Genomic DNA, 21,536 nt, shown 5'->3' with positions numbered 1-21,536 from the left:
CGAGGTGGATTAATGAGTATCAAAGACTCATTAATGGAGTTCCGAGGTGGATTAACGAGTATCAAAGACTCATTAATGGAGTTCTGAGGTGGATTAATGAGTATCAAAGACTCGTTAACGGAGTTCCGAGGTGGATTAATGAGTATCAAAGACTCTCTTACAAGTCCTATTTATACCAATTTGCTAAATTATAGCCACTGATCCCTGCTCCCCCAATGCCCAATGCCCAATTCCCCATGCCCAATACCATGAAACAAAAATTTTGAGCAATACTGGTACAGGAAGGAATATTTACACAAAATCCCAAAATGACAATTCAACTTAGTGATAAGCCTTTGCTAGAGTGGGCAGGCGATAGTTTGGCAATTGGATTATTTGAAGATGCAGTAGAGTTAACCGGAGAACTGGCAACTTTAGATCAAAAGTTTTCTGGGGTCTTAAAAGAACTAATTACAGAAGAAGAATTTAAAGGAAAAGCTAACAGTGCAATCTTCACCCGTGTAAATGCTGATAGCCCAGTGCGTAAATTGATTATCGTAGGTTTAGGAAAACCAGATGCACTAAAACTCGACACTCTGCGCCGTGCTGCTGCTGCTGTAGCCAGGGTAGGAAAAAAGCAAAAAAGCAAAATTCTGGGATTTAGTTTCCCATTGTGGAACAATGATCCAGCCGCTAGTGCCCAAGCGATCGCAGAAGGTGTCGAATTAGCGCTTTACCAAGATATTCGCTTTAAATCAGAACCGGAAGAGAAAGGTTCACAAATAGAAACCGTAGATTTACTAGGATTCGGTGGACAAGAAGCAGCCATCACCCGCGCCAATCAAATTGTTTCTGGGGTAAATTTGGCACGGCAGTTAGTAGCAGCACCAGCTAACGCAGTAACACCAATTACTTTGGCGGAAACTGCTCAAGCGATCGCAAAAGAGTACGGCTTACAAGTAGAAATTTTAGAAAAAGAAGATTGTGAAAAGTTGGGTATGGGTGCTTTTTTGGGAGTAGCGCAAGCTTCCGAGTTGCCACCTAAATTCATTCACCTGACTTACAAACCAGAAGGTACACCCAAAAAGAAACTAGCAATTATTGGCAAAGGTGTAACCTTCGATTCTGGTGGACTCAACATTAAAGGTGCTGGTAGCGGCATCGAAACCATGAAAATGGATATGGGCGGTGCAGCTGCTACCTTGGGCGCGGCAAAAGCAATTGCTCAAATTAAGCCAAATGTTGAGGTTCACTTTATCTCGGCGGTGGCTGAAAACATGATTAGCGGTCGCGCCATGCGTCCTGGAGACATTCTCACAGCATCAAACGGCAAAACAATCGAAGTGAACAACACCGATGCTGAAGGACGTTTAACCCTAGCAGACGCCTTGGTGTATGCCGACAAATTGGGATTAGATGCGATCGTTGATTTAGCCACCTTGACTGGTGCTAACGTCATTGCCTTGGGTGATGATATTGCGGGATTGTACACTCCCGATGATGCTGTCGCTTCCCAGATCGAGAAAGCCGCCCAAACTTCAGGGGAAAAGATTTGGCGGATGCCAATGGAAGAAAAATATTTTGAAGGGCTAAAGTCTGGGATTGCGGACATGAAAAATACAGGCCCGCGTCCAGGTGGTGCTATTACCGCTTCCCTTTTCCTTAAACAATTTGTTAAAGAAACCCCTTGGGCACATTTAGATATTGCTGGCCCAGTGTGGGCAGATAAAGAAAATGGCTACAACAGCTCAGGGGCAACTGGCTACGGCGTTCGGATGCTAGTGGATTGGGTACTAGGTGCTGGGGAGTAAGAATTTTAGATTTTAGATTTTGGATTTTGGATTTTAGATTGAAATTTAATCCAAAATCTAAAATTCAAAATCTAAAATTGAATTGCCCAATGCCCAATCCCCAATCCCCAATCCCCAATACCCAAATTCGTGCTATCTTGAGCTTGCCAGTAAAAATTGTTGCAATAGTAACAGAAATAATTTGGCGGTCAGAAAGTTAAGCTTTTTCGGCAAAGCCATCTGGTAAAATTTGTAAGGTTTCTAGAAGCTCTTAGCAATGAGATCGACTCGCGTAAGGATCGCAATTGACGCAATGGGAGGGGATCACGCACCCGGTGAAATCGTTGCTGGCGCATTGCGAGCACGGGAAGAATTGGGTGTAGATATATTGTTGGTTGGTGATCCCCAACAAATAGAAGCTGCCTTGCCACCAAAAACAAGTTTAGGGCAGATGGAGATCGTTCCTGCGGAGGAAGCGATCGCAATGGATGAGGAGCCTTTAAATGCAGTTAGACGCAAACGCAAGGCTTCTATTAATGTGGCTATGGATTTGGTCAAGCAGGAAAAGGCAGATGCCGTATTTTCTGCTGGCCACTCTGGGGCAGCGATGGCATCAGCTTTGCTCCGCTTAGGACGATTACCAGGAATTGATCGCCCAGCCATCGGGACAGTTTTCCCCACGATTATTGCTGGTAAGCCAGTGCTGGTACTTGATGTTGGCGCAAACGTAGATTGCCGCCCCAAATTTTTAGAGCAGTTTGGCGTCATGGGTTCGGCTTACAGTCAGTATGTCTTGGGTACAACCGAGCCTAAAGTGGGTTTGCTGAATATCGGTGAAGAAGACTCTAAGGGCAACGATGCAGCTGTTCGCGCTCACCAACTGCTACGCGAAAATTCCCAAATTAATTTTATTGGCAATGCGGAAGGGCGTGATGTGCTTTCCGGTCGCTTTGATGTGATTGTCTGCGATGGATTTGTCGGTAATGTATTATTAAAATTTGCCGAAGCCGTCGGAGAAGTGATTCTGCAAATTCTGCGGGAAGAATTACCCCAAGGATTGCATGGTCAAATTGGTTCAGCATTATTAAAACCAAACCTGAAGCGGGTTAAACAGCGAATGGATCATGCAGAACATGGTGGCGCTTTGCTGTTAGGCGTGGCAGGAGTCTGTTTTATCGGCCACGGTAGTTCGCAAGCTCCTTCAATTTTTAATGCAATTCGGATGGCAAAAGAAGCTGTTGACAACCAGGTGCTACAACGAATTCAGTCCCAATATATCCTAGAGCGCGAGAGCGGTTAGTCATTGTCATTAGTCATTGGTCATTGGTCATTAGTCATTAGTCATTGGTCATTTGTAAAGGACAACTGGCAAAGGACAACTGACAAAGGACAAAGGACAAAGGACAAAGGACAAAGGACAAAGGACAAAAAGCTGATAGCTTGGGAGATTAGGAGTGCAAAATTTAGGCATAGCAATTACCGGAAGTGGCTCGGCAGTACCAGCAACTTCACTACACAACCAAACATTAAGTGAATTAGTTGAAACATCAGACGAATGGATTACCACAAGAACTGGAATTCGTCAACGGCGATTAGCGCTGCCGTCTGAGTCCTTGAGTGTACTCGCTACTGCCGCTAGCAGTCAGGCGATCGCAGCTTCGGGCATTAAACCAGAAGACCTAGACCTGATTCTGCTAGCGACTTCCACCCCCGATGATTTGTTTGGTAGTGCTTGTCAAGTACAGGCTCAATTGGGAGCTACCAATGCAGTGGCCTTTGACTTGACAGCTGCCTGCTCTGGCTTTGTGTTTGGTCTGGTTACAGCAGCCCAATACATTAGAACAGGTGTCTATAAAAATGTACTGTTGATAGGGGCAGATATCCTCTCTCGCTGGGTAGATTGGCAAGATCGGCGCACTTGTGTACTGTTTGGTGATGGTGCTGGGGCAGTAGTATTACAGGCTGACAAAAGCGATCGCTTATTAGGATTTGCACTTAAAAGTGATGGCACTCAAAACCATCACCTTAATCTTGCCTACGCAGGCACTTCCCAAGAACTGCTCACTGGTGTAAATATCACTAAAGGCACTTACCAACCGATTACTATGAACGGCAAAGAAGTCTACCGCTTTGCTGTGCAAAAAGTGCCAGAAATTATTGATAAAGCATTGTTTCAAGCCAACCTCAGCGTTGATCAAATAGATTGGCTGCTGTTGCATCAAGCCAATCAGCGGATTATCGATGCCGTTGCCCAACGCCTAAATATCCCAGAACATAAAGTTATCAGTAATCTTGCCCAGTACGGCAATACCTCTGCGGCTTCCATCCCCTTAGCTTTAGATGAAGCAGTACGGCAAGGCAAAATAAAACCCAATGACATTGTTGCTACATCCGGCTTTGGTGCCGGTCTTACCTGGGGCGCAGCAATTTTTAAATGGGGAAGATAAATATTTTGTCTTTAGTCCTTAGTCATTTGTCCTTTGTTAATGACCAATACTTCTCTACGAGAGGCTGTGACAACGGCAAAGCTAAGTACAAATGACCAATGACCAATGACAAATGACCAATGACAAATGACAAATGACAAATGACAAAAACTGCATGGGTGTTTCCCGGACAAGGTTCCCAAGCGCTGGGAATGGGAATGGACTTATTAGATATACCATCCGCTAAAAACAAATTTGCCCAAGCTGAGGAAATTTTGGGCTGGTCTGTAACAGAAATCTGTCAAAGCGAAGAAGAGAAGTTATCACAGACGCTATACACTCAGCCAATTCTTTATGTGGTAGAAAGCATTCTTGCTGACCTTCTCCGAGAACGAGGACACCAGCCAGATTTAGTTGCGGGTCACAGTTTGGGAGAATATTCTGCCCTTTATGTAGCGGGTGTCTTTGAGTGGTCGGCTGGTTTATATCTAGTAAAGCGTCGTGCAGAACTCATGGATAGTGCCGTCGGTGGTATGATGGCAGCTTTGATGAACTTTGACCGCGAACAGTTGGAAAAAGTTATTGCCGAAACGCCTGATGTAGTGCTGGCAAATGATAATAGTTCGGCTCAGGTGGTAATTTCAGGCACGACTGAGGCTGTACAAGCGGTGATGACTCAAGTTAAAGCAAAGCGTGCTATTCCCCTAAAAGTTTCTGGAGCATTTCATTCACATTTAATAGCACCAGCGGCTGCTGAATTCCAAGACATTCTAGAATCTGTGGAATTTCAGCCAGCTGTTGTACCAGTTTTGTCTAATGTAGAACCAATTCCGTCTATTGATGCCAAGATTTTAAAGCAGCGCCTGAACCAACAAATGACTGGTTCTGTAAGATGGCGAGAAATTTGTCTGCAATTACCAGCTAACGGTATCGAGCGAGTAATGGAAGTTGGCCCTGGTAAAGTGCTAACTGGCTTGGTTAAACGTAATAGCCCTGATTTAATATTACAAAACATCCAGAGTGCTGCTGATTTACCTGGTTAATTTTTTTTAGCTTCTATCGGTAGGGTTACGACAAATTCTGCGCCCTTTCCTAATATGGAATTACAATCAAGTTTACCTTGATGTAGTTCAGTCACAATTTGATAGCTGATAGATAAACCCAATCCAGATCCCTTACCCACATCTTTAGTTGTGAAAAAGGGGTCAAATAATCTTGTTAAAGTTGTGTCTGGAACTCCAAAACCATTATCTGCGATCGCAATCTTGATTTGGTTTTCAGATACCAAGCAAGTATGAATCCAAATTGTGTTGGGATGTGAAGCAATTTCTGTAGGCGTGCGGTGCTGATTTGCATCTTCTAACGCATCAATCGCATTACAAAAAATATTCATAAATACCTGATTGAGTTGGCCGGGGTAGCAGATCGCTGGAGGTAAATTACCATAGTTTTTTACCACTTCTATTGCTGGACGCTGCGGTTGATCTTTCAGACGATGTTGCAAAATTAATAATGTACTATCAATGCCCTCATGAATATCAACCGCTTTAAATTCCGCTTCATCTAAACGGGAGAAATTGCGGAGTGATAGCACAATTTCGCGAATGCGATTAGTGCCAATTTTCATCGAAGACAGCATCTTGGGCAGATCATCTCGAATAAATTCCAGATCCAATTCTTCAGCCTCAGTTTGAATTTCAGCAACTGGATTGGGATAGTGAGACTGATACAGTTGAATAAATTCCAACAAATCTTGGGCGTAATTCTGTATATGGGTGAGGTTGCCGTGAATGAAGTTGACAGGATTATTGATCTCATGTGCCACGCCTGCTACCAATTGCCCCAAGGCTGACATTTTTTCACTCTGGATCATCTGGGCTTGAGTCCGACGTAGTTCTTCAAGTGTCTTTTGTAATGTTGTTGTCCGCTCCTCAACCCTTAGCTCTAACGCATTGTTTACCTCTTCTAGTTGGATGAAAGAAGTCTTTAACTGACTTGCCATGCTGTTGAAAGAACTAGCAAGTCCTCCCAATTCATCCTGTCGTGTGGTATCGAGATCGATCGCAAAGTCACCGTTAGCAAGTTGGTTACTAGCGGCGGTTAATTGCTGAAGGGGTTTAGCGATTTGTTGGCGCAATACCGACAAGAGCAACAACACTTCAACAAGCAGCGCTACTGCACCGGAAATTAAGATAAATTGAGCCGTATTCCATGCTGCCCCCGATAGCAGTGATTTGGGATAGACTGTGACAAAATACCAGTCTGGGCCTTGTAAGCGAGTCACTGCTAAATATTCACGGTCTTGGCTATTTTCCAGGACGTGGGTTTTGGGTTTAGCGTTTGTCACTAGCTGAAAAATACGGTTGAGATGGGGATCGTTGATTGCATCGATTTTGAGTTGACCTTGAGCTTGCTGAATTTGTGCAGTGCAATGGCGATGGGCAATTAAACGACCGTCTGAGCGAAAAATGAGATTGTAAGTGCCTGGTAATTGATCCTGGATTGTATGCTCCATCAGTTGGGTTAATACCACATCATGTCCCACAATACCCAAGAAGCGATCGCCCTCATAGACTGGTACAACTGCCGAAACCATCCAGACATTTATACTTGGATCGAGATAAACACCTGTCCACCTAGATAATCGAGATGGGTTGTGTTCAGGATCGGCAATATAAAAATATTCTTCTTTCGGATTGAAGATATCAGGCGGTGCCTCTAATGCAATCGGCAGCCCTCTCCAATAATTAACTGCTGCATTTTCTGGTGTAACGAAATAGGTATCAACAAACCGATTAGACCAAGCGGCCCCGTAGGCACTAACCAGGGTGTTAGCTTTTAACAGACGCTGTTTTAGTTCTTCAGTGATTTGCACATTTCGACCAATGTATAATCCGGCATATCGAGTCGAATCAAAGTCTTTGAACGGTCGATTTTGGGGAAAATTGCGTCGGGTACCATCGTTCCAGGAAAAATACTGTCGCTCAAATTCAGCCTGGAAATCAATATTAGTGGGTTGCTTGAATTCCTGTAAAAGCCGCTCGCGCAGGAAAATGAGGTTATCCTGTGCGAGTTGAAAGATGTTGCTTTCTTGCTCTCCCCGCCCGCTGATGTACTTTTCTAGCTGGGTTTGCGTCTCGGCTTCCAAACGGGATATGACATGGATATAGCTCACCCCAGCAGACACGAGTACCACCCCCATTACTCGTAGTGCCATATTAATTAATGTTTTGTGGGTAAGTGAGGTGGGGCGATTCTTAACGAAACGGACACACCACTGTTTCTGAAGGGTTTGTCTAAATTGAGTAAGCATAAAGCAGAGATAAATATTTAGGCTGAAGATTTCCTGAAAGTTCGTATGGATGTGCAGATGGATGTATGTGCTACAGCGGTAGCTGGATCACAAATTCAGTACCTTTGCCTGGTCTAGAATCTACCTCAATCACTCCGCCATGTTTTTCTACGACGATTTGCCGAGCGATCGCTAATCCTAACCCCGTACCTTTACCCACGCCTTTTGTAGTAAATAAGTGGTCAAATATCTTTTCTTTCACTTTTTCATCGATTCCCTGACCATTATCTGCGATCGCAATTTTCACGCCTTCACTTTCTACCGAGGTTTGAATTGTAATTTTATTGGGATTATCCTTAATTTCCTCAAAAGTCCGTCCCATATTTGATTCATCTAGCGCATCAATGGCATTTGCCAGAATATTCATAAATACCTGATTTAATTGCCCAGGAAAACATTCAATCTGGGGCAAATTACCGTAATCAGTGACCACTTCAATTTCTGGACGTTCTTCATTAGCTTTCAGACGATGTTTGAGAATTAAAATCGTGCTGTCGATACCTTCGTGGATATTAAACGGCACTTTGTAATCTTTGTCAGCACGGGAGAAAGTGCGGAGACTGGTACTGATGTTGCGGAGGCGATCGCACGCCATTGTCATAGAATCAATTATCTTGGGTAAGTCTGATAAACTATAATCCAAGTCAATATCTTCGGCATGGCTTTTGATTTTATCGCTGGCATTGGGTAGACTTTCTTCATATAGTTTTAAGTGTTCAACAATATCTGCAATAGTGGGTTTAGCTTGTTGGAGACTGGCAGAAATAAAGCCCAAAGGATTGTTCATCTCATGGGCTACCCCTGCAACTAAATTGCCCAGTGCCGACATTTTCTCACTTTGGACAACTTGTAATTGTGCTTGTTGTAAGTCTTGTAATACTTGCCCAGCTTGTTGATACAGTCGAGCATTCTCTAGAGATATTGCAGCTTGAGATGAAAGAAGGTTAATTACGCTGAGGCGATCGCTAGTAAAAACCCCTTGAGTTAAGCTATTTTCTAGGTAGAGAATTCCTACCAAATCCCCTTGATTAATAATCGGGACACACAAAACACTCTTAGGTTGATGTTCCAACATATATTTCCCAATTACCCCAGGAATATCTGTTTTGCAATTGTCTATAACAATTGTTTGTTGAGTATTTTTGACATAAATGATAATTTTTACAGGAATATCTTGACAATTATCTAGTAATTGTGAATTGAGGATAGTTTGTATTTCCTCATGCTCGATACAGGTAATTGCTTTAACTTCCCAAGTATCCTCCTCTTGGGGAAGAATTAGTACAACTTTTTTCGCGCCAGAGCTTTCTAGGATAATGCGAGTAAGGCTGGCAATGAGTTGATCTGATTTTAGAGAACTGGAAATAGCTTGAGCAGCTTTGAAAACAGAGGTAAAATCCAGAACATCAGCAATACTAGTGCTACCAGTACTAGAAGATGAGGCGGTGCCACGAAAAGCAATGGTTTCTAAGGGATTGAAATTGATTCGTTGGTGTTGCAAGATGGGTTGGAGTAGTTGGGGATAAGTTTTTTCTAGGTGATTAACTTTGGCTTTAGCTCCCCAACGGGCGTAGCAGTAGTATGCTTCTTGTATATAGACTTGGGCGATTTTTTCTTTGCCCCAGTCGAGGTAGAATTTGGCTGCTAGTTCGTTGCTAAGTGCTTCTTCTTGAATGTAGGCGTTTTCTTTGGCAAGAGATATGGCGCGATCGTACAATTCTATTGCTTCAATTTTTTGTCCTAATATCCGAAAGCTTTCAGCTTCTACCAAGTTGTATTTGTGAGCATAATTCTGTGGCGCACTCTCTGCCCATTTTTTGAGTTTTTTATTAGCTTCTGCTACTTGCTCAATAATTAATTTTTGCTCAGTTATTGAGCAGTCTTTATATAAGGCTAAATTAGTCAAAGATTTATAAAAATAAAAGGTTGGAATTAGCACTAATCCAGTCACGCTAGTTAAATATTTCTCTACAACAGCGACATTTTTCAGTGCTTCTTGATAATTACCAAAGAGATAACATAAAAGCAATTTACAAAAATGAAGCTGACAAATAATACTAGTTTGATTGGCAGCTTGATGCACAGGTAACATTGCGACTTCATTATAAATTTCGCCAATTAAAAAACAAGGATTATCTGACATCCCTAACAAATTTAAAACTGATTGATAGTAGATGCTATTGAAATTCAAATAGGTAGTTTGCTTAAACTGGTGCATAATTGTGCCATAGTTTCCCATAGATTGGGCTAATTCCTCTAAACCATGACCACTTAAATAAGCATATCTGCCAAAAACATAGGCGGACATTACAGCATATTCAATATCACCAGTTTCTAAACCACTCGTATAGGCTTGTAAAAGAGGATTTAAAGTGTCTTTAACAGGCGATTTCCAATGTCGAATAAAACAATTTACTGCAAATAGAGTTTTTGATTTAACTTTGAAGGCATTTAAACGTTCAAGTAGCAGTAATGCCATTTCCCCAAATTCATATCCTGTATCAATTTCTCCTAAAACACCGCAGAGTAGAAGTCCATAGCTAGCATAAGCATAGGTAGATTCTGGAGCATTACCATAGAGAATTGATAATTGAACTTGTTTAAATACAATTACTCGAAATAATGGGGGATTTGCTTGGTAAGCTGCTGACATAATGCTCGACAAAATTCGCATTGCTGCCAGAATATTCTCATCCGTCATTTTTGGCAGTTCTAGTAAATCCATCACTGGTTTATCTGCCAAAAGACATTTTGTTTGTTCCAGTTCAGACTCGATATCAGTTTGATTGACTTGTTGAGGTAGTTCCACTCCTATTGATTGAAGAACAGTCAGTGCAATTTCCAAAGCATTCTTATGCTGTGCCTGTGCCATGTAAGCTTGAATTTTGACATTGTAAATAGTAATTTTTTCGAGTTGGGTTTTTGCTTGTTGGATAACGACAGTTGCACAACGTTCCATGCGTTCAAAGTCACCATTCAGACAAAGTACTTCTGTAATGGATTGATATAGTAATAGTGTTAGCTCATACTGGCTATACCAACTCTCATAAGGTAAAAGTTCTAAGCCGATTGTTAAATATTCAACTGCTAATGTATAAGCAGTTGCCAATTGTGCTTTCCTACCTGCTTTTAAATTCAATTTGAGGAGTTGTTCTCGTTCAATCGGATCAATAATCAGTGTTAATGCAATATTTAACTGATTAACAATTTCAAAAAGTTTTTCTTCTTTTTTGATTTCAGGTGTGTTTTGAAGTAATAGCTTACCTATTTGTAAATGGGTAGATTTTTTCTGTTCTTCAGGGATAAGAGAGTATGCAGCTTCTTGGACGCGATCGTGTAAAAATTTATAGTTAACAATTTCAGAACTTTCTTCAGCAATAGCTTGATTTCCCTCACAAAGATAAAATTTATACACCTCAGTTGTAGGCAAAATTAAACCATCATGCAATGCATTCCACAAATTAGTTGCGGTTTCTACTTGCGATTGTTCTGAAACAACTGCTAATGTTTTCAAATCAAACTGATTTCCAATACAAGCAGCTAATTTCAAAATATTTTGAGTTGGTTGTGGTAGCTTTCTCAATTGCAATACCATGAATTCAACAACATCATTTGTAACTGCTTGCTGATTAATTTGTGTGATATCACATTGCCAACAGCCCTCTGTCGAGTTAAATTTAATTAGCCCATCTTGGTATAATGATTTTAGAAACTGAGTATTAAAAAATGGATTACCAGAAGTTTTCTGATAGACTATCTTTGAAATTGGTAATGCTAAATCTTCTGAACATTTCAGCGTTGCAGCGATTAATTGATTCACATCCCCTTGACTTAATGGTGCTAAAGTAATCGTGTTAATAGTTGCTGCTGTTTTTTGCATCTCACTGATAGTCAACATCAACGGATGTACTGGGTTTACTTCATTATCTCGATAAGCACCAATTAATAAAATGTACTTTGTATCAGCTATTAATAACTGCATTAATTTCAGCGATGCCAAATCAGCCCATTGCAAATCATCTAAAAATATTACTAATGGATGTTTAACGCTGGTAAAAACTTGAGCAAATTTTTGAAATAATAAATTAAATCTATTTTGTGATGCGCTTCCTGATAATTCTATGGCTGGTGTTTGTTTGCCAATAATTATTTCTAATTCGGGAATAACTTCAATAATAACTTGTCCATTTTCACCTAAAGCTTCTAAGATTTTACTTTTCCATTGTTGAATTTGAGTAGTACTTTCTGTTAATAATTGATCTATTAAATTTCTGAATGCTTGTACAAAGGCGATGAAAGGAACATTTCGTTGAAATTGGTCATATTTGCCTTTGATAAAATAACCGCGTTGGCGCACAATCGGTTTATGAACTTCGTTAACAACAGCAGTTTTACCAATGCCTGAAGAACCAGCTACCAGAATCATTTCAGTTGCAACTTTGCTAACTCTTTCAAAGGCTTCAAGGAGGGTGGTTATTTCTGCTTCTCGTCCATAGAGTTTATCGGGGATAATAAAGCGATCGCACACATCAAATTTGGCAATTTCAAAGTTATCAACTGTGTCAGTTTCTTTTAGCTGATGTAAACATTTTTCTAAATCAAATTTTAATCATAATGCGCTCTGATAGCGATCTTCAGCATTTTTGCTCATCAATTTTATGACAATATCTGAAAATATTTGAGGAATTTCTTCGCTTTTAATTTTTTCGGTATATTTGGCAATATGACAATTTAGTAACTCCATTGGATCGTTTGCTCTAAATGGTAATCTTCCAGTTAGTAGTTCGTAAAAAGTTACACCTAGAGCATAAAAATCAGTTCGATAGTCAATCCCTCGATTCATTCTGCCTGTTTGTTCTGGTGATAAATAACTGAGTGTCCCTTCTAATACATTTGGACTCATCAGCGTTTGGGTTTCTCGTGGTAGCAGAGATGCAATACTAAAGTCAATCAATTTAACTTGTTTGGTTTGGGGATTAATTAGAATATTGGCGGGTTTAATATCTTTATGAATAATCCGTTCGCGGTAGAGTATATCTAAGGTGTTGCACAGTGCGATCGCAATTCTTAAAAACTCTTGTAGAAAATCGGTATGTCGCGTCTGGTCAGAGATGAAATAATCTTTAAGAGAAATCCCGCCAAAGTCTTCCATTACCAAAGCATAGCCATTTTGATACGGTTCCAAGCTGTAGGTTTGGATGATTAGAGGTGAGTTGAGATTTTTAGCTATGGTGTACTGATTACGAAACGATAAGAGTTCGCTGAAACTCGGATAAGGATTTTTGAGCAATTTAATCACTACAGGTAATGAGTCAATTTCTCGATAACCGCGATAAACCAGGGTTCGAGAACCGTTGTAGAGTTGTTCGCTAACCTTGTATCCAGAAATACTGACTGTAGTGGGAAACATACTGTTAAATTATAAAGATTTCTAGATTTAGTGTTCCCCAATAGATGAAGTAATTCATCTCTATAGCATTTTTGCGTTTGATCTGAGTGTTGCGATCGCGTATGCTAAATTCAGTTTGATTTGTATTATCTTCTGTGGACAAAAACCGCGAACCGTTGATCAGTCTGGCACTTTACCACGCCTTTAAATGGTCAGTCGTCAGCCCCATGCTTCACACTTACTTTCGGGGCCGGATTTATGGTACGGAAAATGTCCCTCAATCAGAACCGCTACTGATAGTAAGTAATCACGCTAGTTACTTTGATCCGCCGATTGTCTCTAATTGTGTACGTCGTCCTGTGGCGTACATGGCTAAGGAAGAATTATTTAAAATCCCAGTTTTGGCGCAAGCGATTAAACTGTACGGTGCTTATCCCGTGAGTCGAGGAAGTGCCGATCGCAATGCCATCCGTTCCGCCCTAGAATATCTCAATAACGGCTGGGCTGTCGGTGTTTTTTTACAAGGTACTCGCACCCCAGATGGTCGAATTACAGACCCCAAAAGAGGCGCATTGCTACTGGCGGCGAAAGCAAAAGCCCCAATATTGCCGGTGAGTGTCTGGGGTACTGAAGGAATTTTACAAAAAGGATCATCCTTACCTCGCGCAGTTCCCATAACTGTGAGAATTGGTAACTTGATTAATGCTCCCAGTTCCAGTAATAAAGAAGAATTGGAAGCGTTGACACAAAAGTGTGCCACAGTAATTAACGAGATGCATGATTTAGGACGATGAGTTAGAAAAGCTCAGATATATGCTTTAGGGAGGTAGCGATCGCTCCTTAGCCTCTGTATGTTTAAGGTCAATATGCTCTAGCAATGAAGTCTAACTTTGTGCTTAAATGCAACTGCTAGGCAAATCTACCATCTATAATTCACCCTAAACAGCATATGAGCGGCTTTGAAGCCAAGAATCTTTGGGAGCGATTAAATAATCTGGCGTTAGTCCGCTTTTTGCTTTTAGTTGCTTCTGGCTGGGCAATTGTACAGCTTTTAGCTTATTTTGAAGCAGTCATTGTTATTTTCACATTCGCTGCAATTTTGGCCTTTTTACTCAGCTATCCCGTACAAGGGCTGCGGCGTTTTTTACCCCACGGTGTAGCTGTTGGTCTTGTTTTTTTGCTCAGTATTGTGATTATAGGCGGCCTGATAATTACCGTGGGCTTAACGGTTTTATCTCAAGGACAACAATTAATTGATAGTATCACTGCGTTTTTAAATTCTTTAGTACCTCTATTAGAGCGAATAGAAGGAATTTTGCGAAGCCGTAATTTGCAGATAGATTTAAGTTTCATTGAAGAACAACTGCGGAACCAAGCTGTCTCAAGTCTTGTGACTAGTTTGACTATTCTACAAGGGTTTATGACGAACTTTGTGACTTTTGTCTTAATTGCAGTTGTGGCTTTCTTCATGTTATTAGATGGAGACAAGCTGTGGAACTTTATTTTAAAAATTGTACCCAAACATCGCCGCAATAGATTTACAAATATAATCAGAAAGTCATTTTTAGGGTTTTTTAGAGGTCAGTTATTATTAAGTGCATTTCTCACAAGTACGACTTTCCTCGTTTTCTTAATATTACAAGTACCTTTTGCTTTAATATTGTCAATAATAGTTGGAATTCTTGATATCATTCCTGGCATAGGAGCAACATTAGGAGTAAGCACAATTACTCTATTTGTGTTGTCTCAAGGTGTTTGGTTAGCATTGAAAGTATTGATAGCTTGTATTATCCTCCAGCAGATACAAGACAACTTGATTGCACCCCGGATTATGCAAGGTGCGCTGAATCTTAATCCTGTAGTGGTGTTTTTTGCTTTGCTAGTAGGCGCTAAAGTAGCAGGATTACTAGGAGTTTTTATATCTATTCCCATTGCTGGAGTAATTGTATCTTTATTTGAGATTGATGAGATGAAGGCAGAGGTTTAGTCATTTGTCAGGAACTAGGAACTAGTGAATAATGTAAAAATAGCTATCTATAAATCAATATTGGGAAGTGATGTCGGATTTAAGAGCAGAATTGACAGAAATTTTGGATGAGGCAGAGTGGGAGTGGCTAATTCCTCATGTACAACGAGATGCAGTGATTTTGGTGGCACCTGATTTAAACTTGATTGATGTTGGAGTAGCGATCGCTAGTGATAATATTCCATCAGTAGAACAGTGGATTGATGAACAATTGATTACCAAACCCACGACAGTACAAGTTGGGGAATGGAATCTTGAACGCAGTAAGCGATTTAATACCCTCATCGTCCAGCCTTACGTTTTGGCACAAGAAATAGCCGCTGCTTAACTAAATTCTGCTGAAGAAGAAGTCAGAATTCAGAATTCAGAACTCAGAATTCAGGAGTCAGAATAGTTAAAGAATCAGAATAAGATTTGATGAATTATACTGGATTCATTGTAAATTCTGACTTCTGACTCCTGGGTGCTGAATTCTTACAATTACGAATTACGAATTACGAATTACTTTAATTAGTTTCTGTGTTGTTTTCGATGACAGTTGGTGTTGGAGTAGTTTCTAAAGAAATGTGGCTTGGTGTGCCAGTTATTACTTGGTTATTGCCACGCATTAGCTGGCTGACTTGACCGATTAATTCGCCTAATTTCCCTTCGTCAAGTAAAGTATTGATTAAAGAAAGTCCGCTTGTGGATAGTAGCAATTTATTGATATCTTGACTGCCACTACTGCCGTTTGCACCAGGGAATGAGTAAATACGAGTATCTCCTAAAACTCCCGGCTGTGGTGCTAAAGCGGTGACAATTTCTGGTAGTTTATCGGCTAATTCTGGCCAAATAGTGGTGATAATTTTGGCAGTGAGATTGGCGTTACTAATGGAATTTTCGGCGGTAATTTTTGCTTGAATACCTTCTGCTTCTGCTAAAACTCTATCTCGGTTAGCTGCTGCTAGGGTGCGAATTGCTTCAGCTTCTAAGTCTGCTGCTTGTTGGGCGATTTCTGCTTGACGACGACGGCGGAAAGCATCGATTTCTACTACGTTGCGATCGCCAATACTCCGTTCTTCGGCTTCTCGTTCCGCAGCAATCACCGATAGGCGTTTGTTGCGTTCGGCTTTTTCAACTTCACCTGCTGTTTTAACTGATTCCTCCGCTTTGGCTTGTTGTGCTTGTGCAACAAAGCTTTCGCGTTTTTTGTTCGCGATCGCGATCGCTACATCTTCTTGAGCTAGTCTTGCCAATCGTTCTGACTCAGCTATCTGCACTTGTGCTTGTAGCTTTCCAGATTCTACACTCTGTTGACGTAAAATCTCTGCAAGCTCAGATTCTTGTTTTTGCAATGTTTGCGCTACATTTAGCTGTTTATTGCGTTCTTCTAGGGAAATATCAGCTTCAATTTGGCTTTGCTGCACCGATAGTTTTTTGCGAATTTCTTCTTCTTCAATTGATTTTTCTTGCAAAATTTTAGTACGGCGTACTGTTGCAGCTTCCCGATCTTTAGATTCTTGAATTTCGCGTTCTTTCTGTGCTTTTAATGCTTCTACTTGCAATTTTTGCTCCAATTTAGCGCTTTCTTGCTCTTGGGCAATTTGTAGCGATCGCTTTTGGGCATCCAGTTCTTTTTGCTCAATTGTCACTTGTGCTGCTAACTCAACTTCCCGTTTTTGTTGAATTGAGCGCTGAATAATTTCTGTTCGCAAACGCACACCTTGAGCATCAAAGAAGTTATCTGGATCGTAGGTAACACTTTCTAATATTTCGGAAATGGCGATGTTATTTAGAGTTAATCCGACTTTTTTCAAATCCGTGCCAACCAAGTTCAATACCTCCTGAGCAAATCCTAATTTATCAGAGTCAATTTCTGCTAAATCCTTAGTTTTAGCTGCTGCTCTAATTGCATCATCTGCTCTTTTTTCTAAAGCGTTTTTAATATCTTCAGGAGTAATTTTAATGCCATTTTGAGATAGTCTAGCGGCTGCTGTTAAAACATCGTCTTCGGAGGCATTAATACATACATAAAAAGTGACTCGAATATCTGCTCGTAAGTAATCTTTAGTCCGAACTGCAAGTTTACCAGTACGTTCCACATCAATGGAAATTTCTCGCAGAGGTACGCGAGTTAGCTGATGAAATCCTGGTAGAACAATACAACCCCCATACAAAATCACTGATTTCTTTTTGATAAAAAGACCCCCAGTCCTGACGAAAGCTTCGTTATTGGGTGTCACTACATAAACCCGCGTATAAGCAAACAGGCTAAATAGTAGTAATAAAACTAAAGCAGCAATAATTCCAGGAAATACTAATCCCCCATTAATTTGGGCAACAGTCGGCTGGATTCTGACTGGGAGTGTCTGAGAAACTAATGTTGTTTGCTTTTGTTGTGGTTGCAAATTAATTTGTGGAACTTCAGCTATTGTGACACTTGGTAAAGACTGGATAAAAGTTAACCAAAAAAGCATATTTTTTCTCTCACTAAGTTTAATTTCTCTGGGATGAGTTAGTTAACCAGTGTTCTTCATCGGGACTATCTTTGGCAATAACTACATAAATTTGTACCTTGTGTTCAATGATTAAAACTTTTTCTCCACGTTGTGGTGCAATAGTTGCCCAGTCTGGTAGAACAGCACTAACTGTCAAAAGATTACGTTTTGTATCCAGCACATCTATTTGTCCAATTCTGCCCAGATTTTCCATAGGAATGTAAGCAGACGTAACAATACCAATACAACCTATCAAGCGATCGCTACTTGCATCCTCGCTAAACTCGGCAAAAATCTTGCCAATTGGTCGTGCTATCAATCCTCCCATTAATAAACTGATAATCAGCGAACCAAATAATATAATACTTCCAATAAAACCAGTAATATTACTATTTGAATTTCCACTAATCCAAACATTTAACATCCAACCCAAAAGGCCCCACAAACTCAAATCTGTTGCTAGTAACAATATGAGTGGTGCTTTACCAATACCTACCCATCCCAAGAATTGTCCAAAGCCCAATTCGCTATTGCTATCTGCATCGAGGTCTGCATCTACATCAACATCTGCATCAATATCTTGCCCTCCCTCGCCGGAAATTATCATAAATAAGAATAGCAAGACACCAATTCCCAGAAATATCCAATAGGGCAAGTTGGCTGGGCTAAACAGCATAATATTTCGTAAATGATATGTGGTGGTAGTTGTGTAACATCTAATTTATTTATTAGATAATACTACAATTATAAATATAATAAACTACATTAATTGTTTACTGAGTATTTAACTATAAAAATATAAAGTTAATTTTTATTTGATGAAATAATAATCTTCTTAAAGATTTGAATAAAATATTAACCCAAGTTTAAATAAATAAAAAATACTTTGATTGCCGACAAGCATATAATTTTTAGTACGTATACAATGTATTATAAAAGACATTAAGAGAGAATTAAGATGAAAGTAGACAGAGGGCAAAATAGCTCTCGACTACCAATTTTGAGTTTTGCGGAAAATTTGTAGCAAGAACCGTAGAGTGTTTTTGCTTAGGGCGTTGCACAGCCAACCTAGGCATTAGACTAAAATCCAAAATTGATTGACTATTGACTAAAGAAAAATTTTCTCCTTTAAGATTTATCCATCTAGGAGCTAGAATTGTTACGATAATTTCAGATTAGATGTTGAAATCCTTGATCCAATCTGAAACCTTAGAACTATTAGAATGGCCTCGCCTCTGCCAGCACCTTGCCACCTTTGCGGCAACTAAGCTGGGGGCGACAGCTGCGCGTCATCTGAAAATACCTGATTCTCAGACCCAAAGCGAACAGTTGTTAGAGCAAACCAAAGAAGTCTACCAACTGGAAAATCGTCTAACCACTGGACTGTCATTTGAGGGAATTCAAGATATTGGCGATTCTTTAGAACGGGCAGAACGCGGTGGAATTTTGACGGGGGATGAACTGTTAGCGATCGCTACCACCCTCGCTGGTGCCAGAAATTTGCGCCGTGTCATTGACAATCAGGAAGATTTGCCGATACTCACTGGGTTGGTTGCCGATTTGCGGACTTATCCAGAACTAGAACAGGAAATTCACCGCTGTATTGATGAACGGGCCCAGGTAACTGACCGCGCGAGTCTAAAACTGGGAGAAATTCGCACAGATTTGCGGCGATTACGCAGTCAAATTACTCAAAAGCTGCAAAATATCTTACAAGCAAAATCTGGAGCAGTTCAAGAACAGCTAATTACGCAACGGGGCGATCGCTATGTCATCCCCGTAAAAGCACCCCAAAAAGATGCCATCCCCGGTATTGTCCACGATACCTCTACCAGCGGTGCGACGTTGTACGTGGAACCGAATTCAGTAGTGCCTTTAGGCAACCAACTGCGGCAGATTATCAGAAGAGAACAAGCCGAAGAAGAAGCGGTTCGCCGGGCTTTGACAGAACAAGTAGCCGCAGTCAAACCAGATTTAGAGAGATTATTAGCGATCGCTACCACTTTAGATTTGGCAACCGCTAGATCACGATATAGTTACTGGCTAGGAGCGAATCCCCCGCGATTTATCCAGCGGAAAGATAATGAAATCATTACCTTGCGAAACTTACGACATCCCCTGTTAGTGTGGCAACAACAGCACGAACAAGGGCAACCAGTAGTTCCTGTAGATTTGCTGATAAACCCGCTAATTCGAGTAGTAACAATCACCGGGCCAAATACTGGCGGTAAAACTGTAACCTTAAAAACTTTGGGGTTAGCAGCATTGATGGCCAAAGTGGGTTTATTTGTCCCCGCCCGCGAACCAGTGGAAATACCTTGGTTTGATAAAGTGCTGGCAGATATTGGCGATGAACAATCCTTACAGCAAAGTTTATCCACATTCTCTGGTCACATCCGCCGGATTAGTCGGATTTTAGAAGCATTAGGGACTGGGGAAGAAGAAGCATTGGTGAGCAGGGGAGCAGGGGAGCAGGGGAGCAGGGGAGCAGGGGAGCAGGAGGCAGGAGACTGGAGACTGGAGACTGGAGTTATTTCTCCATCACTCAGCACTCAGCACTCAGCACTCAGCACTCAGCACTCAGCACTCGTTTTACTCGATGAAGTCGGCGCTGGAACCGATCCAGTTGAGGGTAGCGCTTTAGCGATCGCCTTGTTGCAATATCTCGCCAACCATGCCCAGCTAACGATCGCCACCACTCATTTCGGCGAACTAAAAGCCCTGAAATACGAAGACGATCGGTTTGAAAATGCCTCTGTAGAATTTGACGAAAGTACTCTGTCGCCTACTTATCGTTTGTTGTGGGGTATCCCTGGACGTTCTAATGCCTTAACTATTGCTCTGCGCTTGGGATTAAAACCAGAAGTGGTACAACAGGCAAAAACTCAAGTGGGAGAGGCCACAGATGAAGTTAACCAGGTGATTGCCGGGTTAGAAGCGCAACGCCGCCGCCAAGAAACCAAAGCTGCCGAAGCCCAAAGTTTGTTGCAGCAAGCGGAACGTTTATACAAAGAAGTATCCGCAAAAGCCGCAAGTTTGGAGGAGAGGGAAAGCAGTTTGCGGGCTTCACAGGAAGTAGCTGTCAAACAAGCGATCGCTCAGGCAAAAGGTGAAATTGCCCAAGTAATCCGCCGCTTGCAGAAAGGTTCGCCCACAGCCCAAGAGGCACAGCAAGCCACCAATGCCTTGAATCAAATTGGCCAGCAATATCAGCCAGCAACGCCAGCAAAACCAAAAGCTGGATTTATGCCCAAAGTAGGCGATCGCATTCGCGTTCCCAAACTGGGACAAACAGCCGATGTAATCACCGCCCCTAATGAAGATGGGGAATTAAGCGTTCGCTTTGGGCTAATGAAGATGAATGTGAAGTTGGAAGACGTAGAATCTCTAGATGGTCAAAAACCCGAACCAATTGTCAAACCCAAACCAGCCCCACCAGCAGTAACCCCGCCACCGCAAAATGTTCCAGAAATTCGGACTTCCCAAAACACCATCGATTTGCGTGGTAAACGGGTGGCTGATGCCGAATACATTTTAGATAAAGCCATTTCGGAAGCTACAGGCCCAGTCTGGATTATTCACGGGTATGGCACTGGTAAGCTGCGACAAGGAGTACACGCCTTTTTGCAACAGCATTCCAGAGTGAAAAACTACGAACCGGCGGAACAAGGAGACGGCGGCAGTGGTGTTACCGTTGCTCACATCAAATAAAGTCGCATTGAAGGAGGCAGGGGGCAGGAGGCAGGAGGAGAATTGGGCGGGATTCAGACCCCGCCCAATGATTGTAAGCACCGTGTAGACGGCGGGTTTGAGACCCAAGATCCGTCTAGTCGATTGCTCTCAGCGTTGGAGTCAGTATTGCAATACAGTTCAGATAAGACCAAAACACTTGTAGAGACGGCGATTTATCGCGTCTTGTAGAGACGGTGATTTATCGCGTCTCGAAAACCCATAATTTTGTACAATTAGCCCTTAACCCAAGCGTATTGGTCAGTATTGCCTCCTGCCCTCTGCCTTAAAGTGCGTAATACAATTTCATGAAAAATCTGATACAGATGTAACCCCTGAAAGCTTTGCTGCATCTAAGTTTTTTAATT

At 41.4% G+C, this 21,536-nt stretch carries 11 protein-coding genes and 1 pseudogene; 8 read left to right on the top strand and 4 right to left on the bottom strand.

Going from position 1 to position 21,536, the window contains the following annotated elements:
- The first annotated feature begins 308 nt into the window (after window positions 1–308).
- The 4 genes from ABF638_RS07440 (at window position 309) to fabD (ending at window position 5,238) form a co-directional block, all read left to right on the top strand.
- Complete coding sequence (locus tag ABF638_RS07440) at window positions 309–1,790, top strand: leucyl aminopeptidase (protein ID WP_435021564.1); 1,482 nt, start codon at window positions 309–311, stop codon at window positions 1,788–1,790.
- 256 nt (window positions 1,791–2,046) lie between these two features.
- Window positions 2,047–3,069 (top strand): phosphate acyltransferase PlsX, encoded by a 1,023-nt coding sequence (gene plsX, locus ABF638_RS07435; RefSeq protein WP_435021562.1) that lies wholly within the window; start codon window positions 2,047–2,049, stop codon window positions 3,067–3,069.
- Between the two features lie 154 nt (window positions 3,070–3,223).
- Window positions 3,224–4,216, top strand: coding sequence for a beta-ketoacyl-ACP synthase 3 (locus ABF638_RS07430; RefSeq protein ID WP_435021560.1), 993 nt, complete (start codon window positions 3,224–3,226; stop codon window positions 4,214–4,216).
- A gap of 140 nt (window positions 4,217–4,356) precedes the next feature.
- Window positions 4,357–5,238, top strand: a complete 882-nt coding sequence (gene fabD, locus ABF638_RS07425) for an ACP S-malonyltransferase (RefSeq protein WP_435021558.1) — start codon at window positions 4,357–4,359, stop codon at window positions 5,236–5,238.
- On the opposite strand, the gene ABF638_RS07420 is transcribed toward fabD, so the two are convergent.
- Entirely contained in the window at window positions 5,235–7,508 is a 2,274-nt protein-coding gene (locus ABF638_RS07420) for an ATP-binding protein (protein WP_435021555.1), read from the bottom strand. The two genes, fabD and ABF638_RS07420, sit on opposite strands and share 4 nt — an antisense overlap.
- 70 nt (window positions 7,509–7,578) lie before the next feature.
- A pseudogene (locus ABF638_RS07415) lies at window positions 7,579–12,957 on the bottom strand (ATP-binding sensor histidine kinase).
- 134 nt (window positions 12,958–13,091) lie between these two features.
- On the opposite strand from ABF638_RS07415, the gene ABF638_RS07410 reads away from it, so the two are divergent.
- From ABF638_RS07410 to ABF638_RS07400, 3 genes are all read left to right on the top strand, one after another.
- Window positions 13,092–13,730, top strand: a complete 639-nt coding sequence (locus tag ABF638_RS07410) for a lysophospholipid acyltransferase family protein (RefSeq protein ID WP_435021553.1) — start codon at window positions 13,092–13,094, stop codon at window positions 13,728–13,730.
- Window positions 13,731–13,885: 155 nt separating this feature from the next.
- The gene (locus tag ABF638_RS07405) at window positions 13,886–14,923 is read left to right on the top strand and encodes an AI-2E family transporter (RefSeq protein WP_435021551.1); all 1,038 of its coding nucleotides are present in this window, start codon (window positions 13,886–13,888) and stop codon (window positions 14,921–14,923) included.
- A gap of 70 nt (window positions 14,924–14,993) precedes the next feature.
- Window positions 14,994–15,290: a DUF2288 domain-containing protein gene (locus ABF638_RS07400; protein ID WP_435021549.1), complete on the top strand. Its 297-nt coding sequence runs from the start codon at window positions 14,994–14,996 to the stop codon at window positions 15,288–15,290.
- 178 nt (window positions 15,291–15,468) lie between these two features.
- Here ABF638_RS07400 and ABF638_RS07395 read toward each other — a convergent pair whose 3' ends face one another.
- Window positions 15,469–17,418: an SPFH domain-containing protein gene (locus ABF638_RS07395; protein WP_435021547.1), complete on the bottom strand. Its 1,950-nt coding sequence runs from the start codon at window positions 17,416–17,418 to the stop codon at window positions 15,469–15,471.
- Between the two features lie 19 nt (window positions 17,419–17,437).
- Window positions 17,438–18,115: a DUF1449 domain-containing protein gene (locus tag ABF638_RS07390; protein WP_435021545.1), complete on the bottom strand. Its 678-nt coding sequence runs from the start codon at window positions 18,113–18,115 to the stop codon at window positions 17,438–17,440.
- 503 nt (window positions 18,116–18,618) lie between these two features.
- On the opposite strand from ABF638_RS07390, the gene ABF638_RS07385 reads away from it, so the two are divergent.
- On the top strand, window positions 18,619–21,150 hold the full coding sequence (locus ABF638_RS07385; RefSeq protein ID WP_435021543.1) for an endonuclease MutS2: 2,532 nt from the start codon (window positions 18,619–18,621) through the stop codon (window positions 21,148–21,150).
- The last annotated feature ends 386 nt before the right edge of the window (window positions 21,151–21,536 follow it).

The organism is Nostoc sp. CALU 1950, assembly GCF_051172895.1.
GTDB classification, from domain to species: domain Bacteria; phylum Cyanobacteriota; class Cyanobacteriia; order Cyanobacteriales; family Nostocaceae; genus Nostoc; species Nostoc edaphicum_A.
The sequence above is the reverse complement of the archived record's forward strand: the minus strand, read 5'-3'. Positions and strand labels throughout refer to the sequence as shown.

What these genes read in the sequence shown, in the direction of transcription:
- ABF638_RS07385 (WP_435021543.1), top strand. Translation starts at nt 18,619, where the DNA reads ATGTTGAAATCCTTGATCCAATCTGAAACCTTAGAACTATTAGAATGG.
- ABF638_RS07420 (WP_435021555.1), bottom strand. Translation starts at nt 7,508, where the DNA reads ATGCTTACTCAATTTAGACAAACCCTTCAGAAACAGTGGTGTGTCCGT.
- fabD (WP_435021558.1), top strand. Translation starts at nt 4,357, where the DNA reads ATGACAAAAACTGCATGGGTGTTTCCCGGACAAGGTTCCCAAGCGCTG.
- plsX (WP_435021562.1), top strand. Translation starts at nt 2,047, where the DNA reads ATGAGATCGACTCGCGTAAGGATCGCAATTGACGCAATGGGAGGGGAT.
- ABF638_RS07390 (WP_435021545.1), bottom strand. Translation starts at nt 18,115, where the DNA reads ATGCTGTTTAGCCCAGCCAACTTGCCCTATTGGATATTTCTGGGAATT.
- ABF638_RS07395 (WP_435021547.1), bottom strand. Translation starts at nt 17,418, where the DNA reads ATGCTTTTTTGGTTAACTTTTATCCAGTCTTTACCAAGTGTCACAATA.
- ABF638_RS07405 (WP_435021551.1), top strand. Translation starts at nt 13,886, where the DNA reads ATGAGCGGCTTTGAAGCCAAGAATCTTTGGGAGCGATTAAATAATCTG.
- ABF638_RS07440 (WP_435021564.1), top strand. Translation starts at nt 309, where the DNA reads ATGACAATTCAACTTAGTGATAAGCCTTTGCTAGAGTGGGCAGGCGAT.
- ABF638_RS07400 (WP_435021549.1), top strand. Translation starts at nt 14,994, where the DNA reads ATGTCGGATTTAAGAGCAGAATTGACAGAAATTTTGGATGAGGCAGAG.